Source organism: Streptomyces sp. NPDC001219, from assembly GCF_053597915.1.
This window is the reverse complement of sequence record NZ_JBSFJF010000135.1, coordinates 1-8,144: the sequence shown is the minus strand read 5'-3', so window position 1 is coordinate 8,144 and position 8,144 is coordinate 1. Positions and strand designations below refer to the sequence as shown.

Here is an 8,144-nt window from a genome sequence, read left to right as displayed (position 1 = left end):
TCAGCCACAACAACAAGTCCATCCGCGACACCTGCGACCGCGTGCTGTGGCTGGAGCACGGCGAGCTGCTGATGGACGGTCCGACGGACGAGGTCGTCAAGGCGTACGAGAAGCACCGCTGACGCCTCCCCGCACACGGCCCGAGGGGCGCACCCGCGACGGGTGCGCCCCTCGGCCGTTACCGGAACCCGGGCCGCGCGGCCCGGCTCCGTCAGTTGTGCGTGCGCAGCAGCGTACGCATGGTCCGCATGGCCACGGACAGGTTCGCCAGGTCGAAGCCTTCCGACCCGTGGATCTCCTCCAGCGTCGCGCGGGCGCGGCTGAGGATGGCGGCGTTGGCCTGTTCCCAGGCCTTGAACCGCTGCTCGGGCGTGGAGGAGCCGTTGCCCACCGACAGCACGTCCGAGGTCAGCGCCGCATGGGCCGCGAAGAGGTCCTCACGGATCGAGGCGCGGGCCATCGACTGCCAGCGGTCGTTGCGCGGCAGCTCCAGGATGCGGTCGAGGAGCTGGTTGATCCGCAGCCGGTCGCCCAGGTCGTAGTAGACCTCGGCGACGTCCAGCGGCTCCTTGTCCAGCCGGTCAGCGACGGCGACGATGTCCAGCGCCGGGAAGACCGAGGAGAAGCCGGACACCTGGACGGCGAGCTGCTCGGGCACGCCCGCGTCGGTCAGCTCCTCCAGGATCGCCTGGAACCATTCCAGGTCGCCGCCCTGGAGCAGCTTCGGCAGCTCCGACCACACCTGGGCGACCCGGTCGGCGAAGAAGCCGATGGTCTCCGACAGCTCCAGCGGCTGCGGGCGGTTGTTGAGCAGCCAGCGGGTGCCGCGCTCGACGAGCCGGCGCGAGTGCAGCCGGATGCGGGTCTGGACGTCGGCCGCGACGACATTGTCGAGCGCCTCGACGTCGTCCCAGACCTGGTTGAGCCGGAAGATGGCGCGGGCCGCGGTGTGCGCCCGCACGACCTCTTCCAGGGAGGCGCCGGTCTCCTCCCGCATGCGGTGCAGGAAGCTCGTACCGCCGGTGTTGACGGTGTCGTTGACCAGCACCGTCGTGACGATCTCGCGGCGCAGCGCGTGTCCGTCGACCTGCTCGGGGAACCGGTCGTGCAGCGCCGAGGGGAAGTAGGCGTGCAGCAGCCGCTGCAGATAGGCGTCGTCCGGCAGCGTGGTCTGGATCAGCGACTCGGAGACCGTGATCTTGGTGTACGCCAGGAGGACCGCGGTCTCGGGCTGGGTCAGGCCGCGCCCGGCGTTGAGCCGCTCACGGATCTGCCGGTCGGTGGGCAGGAACTCCAGCGCCCGGTCGAGGTCGCCGTCGCGCACCAGGCGGCGCATGAAGCGCTGCTGGGCGTGGAGCATGCTGGAGGACTGGGCGAGGGCCAGGGCCAGCGCGGTGTTCTGCGCGTAGTTGTTGCGCAGTACCAGCGCGCCGACCTCGTCGGTCATCTCGGCCAGCAGCTTGTTGCGCTGCTTGACCGTCATGTCGCCGTCCGCGACGACGGCGTTGAGCAGGATCTTGATGTTCACCTCGTGGTCGGAGGTGTCCACACCGGCGCTGTTGTCGATCGCGTCGTTGTTGATCTTCCCGCCGGCCATGGCGAACTCGATCCGGCCCAGCTGGGTCAGGCCCAGGTTGCCGCCCTCGCCGACGGCCTTGACCCGCAGGTCCTCGCCGTTGACCCGGATGGCGTCGTTGGACTTGTCGCCCACATCGGCGTTGGACTCCGCCGAGGACTTCACGTAGGTGCCGATGCCGCCGTTCCACAGCAGGTCGACCGGGGCCTTGAGGATGGCCTGCATCAGGTCGGCGGGCGTCATCTTCTTGATCCCGGGCTCGATGCCGAGGGCGGCCCGGACCTGCGCGTTGATCTGGATGGACTTGGCCGAGCGCGGGTGGATGCCGCCGCCCTGCGAGAGCAGCTCGGTGTTGTAGTCCGCCCAGGACGAACGGGGCAGCTCGAAGAGCCGGCGGCGCTCGGCGTACGAGGTCGCCGCGTCCGGGTTCGGGTCGAGGAAGATGTGCCGGTGGTCGAAGGCGGCGACCAGCCGGATGTGCTCGCTGAGCAGCATGCCGTTGCCGAAGACGTCACCGGACATGTCGCCGACGCCGACGACGGTGAAGTCCTCGGACTGGGTGTCCACGCCCAGCTCGCGGAAGTGCCGCTTGACCGACTCCCAGGCGCCGCGGGCGGTGATGCCCATGCCCTTGTGGTCGTAGCCGGCGCTGCCTCCGGAGGCGAAGGCGTCGCCCAGCCAGAAGCCGTAGGACTCGGCGACCTCGTTGGCGATGTCGGAGAAGGTCGCGGTGCCCTTGTCGGCGGCGACGACGAGGTAGGTGTCGTCCTCGTCGTGGCGCACCACGTCCTTGGGGTGCTCGACCTCGCCGCCGACCAGGTTGTCGGTGATGTCCAGCAGTCCGGAGATGAAGGTGCGGTAGCAGGCGATGCCCTCGGCCAGCCAGGCGTCGCGGTCCTGCGACGGGTCCGGCAGCTGCTTGCCGACGAAGCCGCCCTTGGCGCCGACCGGCACGATGACGGTGTTCTTGACCATCTGCGCCTTGACCAGGCCGAGGATCTCCGTACGGAAGTCCTCCCGGCGGTCCGACCAGCGCAGACCACCGCGGGCGACCTTGCCGAACCGCAGGTGGACGCCCTCGACCTTCGGGGAGTACACCCAGATCTCGTACGCCGGGCGGGGCGCCGGCAGGTCGGGGATGGCCTGCGGGTCCAGCTTCATGGACAGGTAGCTGTGCGGGCTGCCCTGGCTGTTCTTCTGGTAGTGGTTGGTGCGCAGCGTCGCCTTGATGACGGTGAGGAAGGACCGCAGGATGCGGTCCTCGTCCAGGGAGGCGACCTGGTCGAGCGCGCCGTCCAGCTCCTCCAGCAGTCCGTCGGTCAGCTCCGTGCCGGCCCGCTGCCGGTCGGGCGACATCCGCGCCTCGAAGAGGGAGACCAGCAGCCGGGTGGTGTGGACGTTGTTGGAGAGGGTGTCCTCCATGTACGTCTGGCTGAAGGTCGAGCCGGCCTGCCGCAGGTACTTGGCGTAGGCCCGCAGCACCATCGCCTGGCGCCAGTTGAGGCCGGCCCGCAGCACCAGCGTGTTGAAGCCGTCGCTCTCGGCGGCGCCGGTCCACACCGCGGTGAACGCGTCCTGGAAGCGCTCGCGGGCGTCGTCGCCCTTGATGTGCTCGGGCATCCGCAGCCCGAAGTCGTAGACCCAGGCGATGGTGGCGTCGGCGCAGCGCAGCTCGTGCGGGCGCTCGTCGACGACCTCGACGCCCAGGCGGTTCAGGCCGGGCAGCACCCGGGACAGCGAGACCGGCTCGCCCCGGCGGTAGATCTTGAAGCGGCGCTCTCCGGGGCCGGCGTCGACCGGCTCGTAGAGGCTGACCGAGAAGTCGCGGCCCGGTTCGCCGGTGAGCTTCTCCAGGTGCTGGACGTCGGCGACGGCGCTGCGCGGGCTGTTGTCGGCCTTGTAGCCCTCGGGGAAGGCGTGGCCGTAGCGGCGCAGCAGCTCGGCGGCGCGCTCCTCGCCGACCTCGGCGTTCAGCGCCTCGGAGAAGCCGTCGGCCCAGGAGCGGGCGGCTTCCACCAGGCGGCTTTCGAGGCGGTCCGCGTCGGCGTCGGTGAGCTCCGGCAGGCTGGCTCCGGGCTCGACCCGGATGACGAAGTGCAGCCGGGAGAGGATCGACTCGGTGTTCCAGGCGGTGAAGTCGACGCTGGTGCCGCCGAGTTCCTCCTTGAGGATGTCGATCAGGCGCAGCCGCACCCCGGTGGTGTAGCGGTCCCGCGGGAGGTAGACCAGCGCGGAGTAGTAGCGGCCGTACTCGTCCTGGCGGAGGTAGAGCCGCAGCCGGCGGCGCTCCTGCAGGTAGAGGACGCTGGTGGCGATGGACCGCAGCTCGTCGACCGGCGTCTGGAACAGCTCGTCGCGCGGGTAGGTCTCCAGGATCTGCAGCAGGTCGCGGCCGTCGTGGCTGTCGGGGGTGAAGCCCGCGCCCTCCAGGACCTCGGCGACCTTGCGGCGGATGACCGGGACCCGGCGCACGGACTCGGTGTACGCGGCCGAGGAGAACAGGCCCAGGAAGCGCCGCTCCCCGACGACGTTGCCCTTGGCGTCGAACTTCTTGACGCCGACGTAGTCGAGGTAGGAGGGGCGGTGGACGGTGGCGCGGCTGTTGGCCTTGGTCAGGATGAGCAGCTTGTGCTCACGGGCCTTGGCGCGGGCGTCTGCGGGCAGCCGGTTGAAGGACGGCGAGACGGGGTGGCCGTCGGCGGTCTCGCGGTGCGTCGGGTCGGCGCGCAGTATGCCCAGGCCGGTGCCGGGCACGGCGGTCAGCACGTCCTCGTCGGCGCCGCCGTCACCGGGCGCGGTGGTCAGCTCGTACTCGCGGTAGCCGAGGAAGGTGAAGTGGTCGGCGGACAGCCACCGCAGCAGCTCCTGGGCCTCCTCGATCTCCTGGTCGCCGAGGTCGTCGGCGACCGGCTCGGAGGGCAGCTCGTCGGCGATGCGGCCGGCGGCGGCGCGCATCTTCTCCCAGTCCTCGACGGCCTCGCGGACGTCGGACAGCACCCGGCGCAGGTCGGCGGTGATCTGCTGGAGGTCCTCGCGGTCGGTCTCGCGGTCCATCTCGACGTGAATCCAGGACTCGGTCACCGCGTCGTGCGGCAGCTCGGTGCCCTTGCCCTTGCCGGTCCGGCCGTGGGCGTCGCAGTTGGAGTCGAAGACCTCGATGAGCTTGCCGGTGACATCACGGCGGACGATCACCTGCGGGTGGATCACGACATGGATGCCGCGCCCCTGCCGGGAGAGCTCGTTGGTGACCGAGTCGACCAGGAACGGCATGTCGTCGGTGACGACCTCGACGACGGAGTGGCTGCAGGTCCAGCCATTCTCCTCGACGGTCGGGGTGTGCACCCGGACGTTCGCGGTGCCCTGGGGGCGCATCTCCGCGAGGCGGTAGTGCGAGAGCGCGGCGCCGACGACATCGACCGGGTCACGGTCGGTGAGGTCCTCGGGGGCGGTGTGCAGGTAGTAGCGCTGGAGGTATCCCGACAGGGCGTCCGGGTCGAGGCCGCGTACCGGGTGCTTGCCCCCGGCCGGGCTGCTTTCAACGACCCGGGCGGCCCTCGCGAGCAGCTCGGTCTTGGCTTCGTCCAGCTTGGTCTGCATGTCCTCTGGCTCCTGTCGCGCGCCGTTGCGTGACGTCGTGGAAGAACGTGATGGAAGCCGCACAACGCCGCGACGTGGGGTGTCCTGTCGCTGTCGACGCTATGCCGCGTGAAGAGAAGGCCGTGCCGTTATCGACAATCTTTGACAAAGTCGACATGGGGTGGTGGCCGCAAGGATCAGCGGCCGCCCGGTCACGGTGGTGTCCCGGGCGCACGGCAGGGGCCTCGATGCCCCCGCGGGTTATCGCGCTGATCACGGTGCAAGGCTATCGCTCCCCACGTGGGTGCCGTCATGGGCCTTGGGGGAACAAATCCTCGGCCCGAACTTAGACCTTCTGGACAACGCGGCGCCGCTACGGGGTGTGCGTGCCGTCACAGCGCCCGGACGCCCGGCGGACCGGCAGGGCGGCGGCAGGTGGCGGAGCGGCGCCCAGGAGGCAGGCAGCGCCCCGGGGCACGAGCGCCTAGAGGGCGATCTCTCCGGCGAGCCCGACCGCCTCGGCGAGCGTGTCCACCACGGGCACCCCGGCGGTCTCCAGGCTCTGGCGGCTGTGCGAGCCGCCCGTGTAGAGCACCGCGTACGCGCCCGCGTCGCGCGCCGCCAGCGCGTCGTCGACGGCGTCACCGATCACGACCGTACGCCCCGGGTCCACGCCGTCCATCGCCGCCAGGTGCCGCACCATGTGCGCGCTCTTGGTGCCGCCGGACGGCCCGGTCCTGCCGTCCACCCGCACGAACCGCGACTCGATCCCGAAGTCGCGGACGATCGGTATCAGCTCGTCGTGCCCGTACATGCTGAGGATCGACTGGCTGCGCCCGGCCGACTGCCAGTCCTCCAGCAGTGCGTGCACGCCCTCGGCGAGTTCACAGCCCAGACGGTGGGTGCTGTAGTGGCGGTGGAACGCCTCGTCCATCACCAGCCACTCGGACTCGGTCGGCAGCCGCCCCATCAGCCGCTCGTAGAACCGCGGCACGGGGACGCAGTACAGCTCCCGGTACGCCTCCAGGGTGATCGGCGCCATCCCGATCTCCGCGAAGGCGGAGTTCGTCGCGCCGATGACGGCGTCGATGTCGTGGAACAGGGTGCCGTTCCAGTCCCAGACGATGTGCGTCGCGTGCTTTCCCATGCGGTCCCCCGGCTCGGTGCCCGTGCGCTTCCCCATGAAGAAAACGTACCCGCACCCACTGACAACGCCGTCGGCCACCGGCCACGCCGCGCAATCGGCGGGCGTGGGCGTTCAGCCGATCAGCTCCGGGATCTCCTGCACCCCGAACCACATCAGGTCGTGATCCTCCGCACCGTCCACCGTGAACTGCGCGTCGTCGTCGCCCTGGTCCGCCGCGCCGAGCGCCGCCGCAGCCGCCGCGACGTCCGCCTCCGCGTCCGCGGCGTCCACATGCACCGCGGCCGCCTTGGACAGCGGCACCGGACCGGCGACCCGCACCTCGCCCAGCGCCGACGGGTCGAGCCCCCGGTCGGGGTCAGCCACCGCGGCACCGTCGGGCACGTCCACGGCCACCACCACGCGGCGCCGCGCGGTCTCCGGGTGGCCGGCGAGCATCCGCAGCGAGGACTGGGCGGCGCGGCCGAGCGCCGCGTACTCCAGCTCCTCGATGTCGTCCGAGACGTACCACTCGCGCAGCGCGGGTGTGACGGCGTAGGCGTCGAGGGGGCCGGGGCCCAGCTCGCCGTTCTTGTGCGCCTCTGCGAGACCGGAAAGGGTCAGGGGGACATAGACGCGCATGGCAGCCGCTTCCGCTCGATTCGCTCGACTCCGAGGATGGTCCCGCCAGCATACGGGCGTGCGTCCCCCATCGTGGTGCCCCCTTGTCCCCCGTGGCGTCCGCCCGGGACCGCTCCCCCGCCCCGCTCCCACGGCCTCATCCCGGGCCCGCGCCACGGACGGGTGAACTCTGCGCACCCCCGCTTCGGGCCCGTTCGCGCCTTGCTGCCGTCGCGGTCCCGTCGATAGAAGATCCCCACCACAAAAAGCTACCGCCCAGTAATTCACGGGCCCGGCACCACGGGGGCGATCACCGGCATGACCGGCACCGACCACAGCACGGCACCCACCACCACGGCGCCCATCACCACGGCGCCCCTCACACCCACCGCCACCGCCGACCGGGGACGCACCGCACGGCCCGCCCCGTCCACCGCACCGGAGGACGCCACGGCCGGCGGCGGCCCGCGCACCCGCCCCGCCACCGCCCCGGGCACGCTCCCTGGCGTTCCCCGACCGCGGCGGTCCCCCGCCGACCGCCGTCCCCTCGGCCCGGCCGGCAGCGGCCCCGGATCATCCGGCCGGAGCGGCTCCGGCGGCCGCGGCCCCGGTTCCGCCGGACGCGGTCCCGCCCGGACCGCGCCGCGCCCGGCCCGCCCCGCCGCGACGGCCGCCGCCGAGAGCCGCCGGGCCCGCACCGGCGCCCCCGCCACCCCCGTCACCGCGGCCGGCACCGCGCTGCCCACCGCCGGCGCGCGACGACGGGCCCAGGAGAGCCGCCCGCATCACTGGTTCGCCCAGCAGCTGGTACTCGCGCTCAGCGGACAGCGCCCCGTGCACGCCCTGCTGGGACATGCGCTGCCCGCCGCCTACGACCGGCTGGCGGAGCTCGCGCCGCAGGCACCGCTGCGGCCGGTCCCGGGGCCGGGCCGCAGCGGCCCGGCCCCCATCGTGCGCGACTGCGGGCTGTGCCGCCCCCGCCGCGGTGTCATCGAGGCCTTCGCCCGGATCACGGCGGGGGAACGGCTGCGGGCCCTGGCCTTCCGGCTGGAGCTGGGCGCCGACTCCCGCTGGCGCTGCGCCGCCCTCGACATCGGCCCCGCCCCGGCCGTCCGGTGCCCGGCCTGATGACCGGCACACAGAAGGGCGCCCCGGCCGGAGCACGGCCGGGGCGCCCCGGAGATGTGGGGGGCAAAACCCCGGGCCCCGCACCCCCCGGCGGGGCCGCGGGGGGAGATAGGAACAGCC

At 72.0% G+C, this 8,144-nt stretch carries 4 protein-coding genes and 1 pseudogene; 2 read left to right on the top strand and 3 right to left on the bottom strand.

Annotated features, from left to right (window positions below):
• Nucleotides 1-122, top strand: a pseudogene (locus ACWC9R_RS36595) (ABC transporter ATP-binding protein); the annotation flags it as partial.
• Between the two features lie 89 nt (nucleotides 123-211).
• Here the strand turns inward: ACWC9R_RS36595 and ACWC9R_RS36590 are convergent.
• The 3 genes from ACWC9R_RS36590 to ACWC9R_RS36580 all read right to left on the bottom strand — a co-directional run bounded on the left by ACWC9R_RS36590 (nucleotide 212) and on the right by ACWC9R_RS36580 (nucleotide 6,917).
• Nucleotides 212-5,173, bottom strand: coding sequence for an NAD-glutamate dehydrogenase (locus ACWC9R_RS36590; protein WP_450738153.1), 4,962 nt, complete (start codon nucleotides 5,171-5,173; stop codon nucleotides 212-214).
• Nucleotides 5,174-5,636: 463 nt separating this feature from the next.
• A complete protein-coding gene (locus tag ACWC9R_RS36585; protein WP_450738152.1) occupies nucleotides 5,637-6,335 on the bottom strand; it encodes an HAD family hydrolase in 699 nt (232 codons plus the stop codon).
• Nucleotides 6,336-6,410: 75 nt separating this feature from the next.
• A complete protein-coding gene (locus ACWC9R_RS36580) occupies nucleotides 6,411-6,917 on the bottom strand; it encodes a DUF6912 family protein (protein WP_450738150.1) in 507 nt (168 codons plus the stop codon).
• A gap of 297 nt (nucleotides 6,918-7,214) precedes the next feature.
• Between ACWC9R_RS36580 and ACWC9R_RS36575 the strand changes: the two genes are divergently transcribed.
• A complete protein-coding gene (locus ACWC9R_RS36575) occupies nucleotides 7,215-8,024 on the top strand; it encodes an Rv3235 family protein (RefSeq protein WP_450738148.1) in 810 nt (269 codons plus the stop codon).
• The last annotated feature ends 120 nt before the right edge of the window (nucleotides 8,025-8,144 follow it).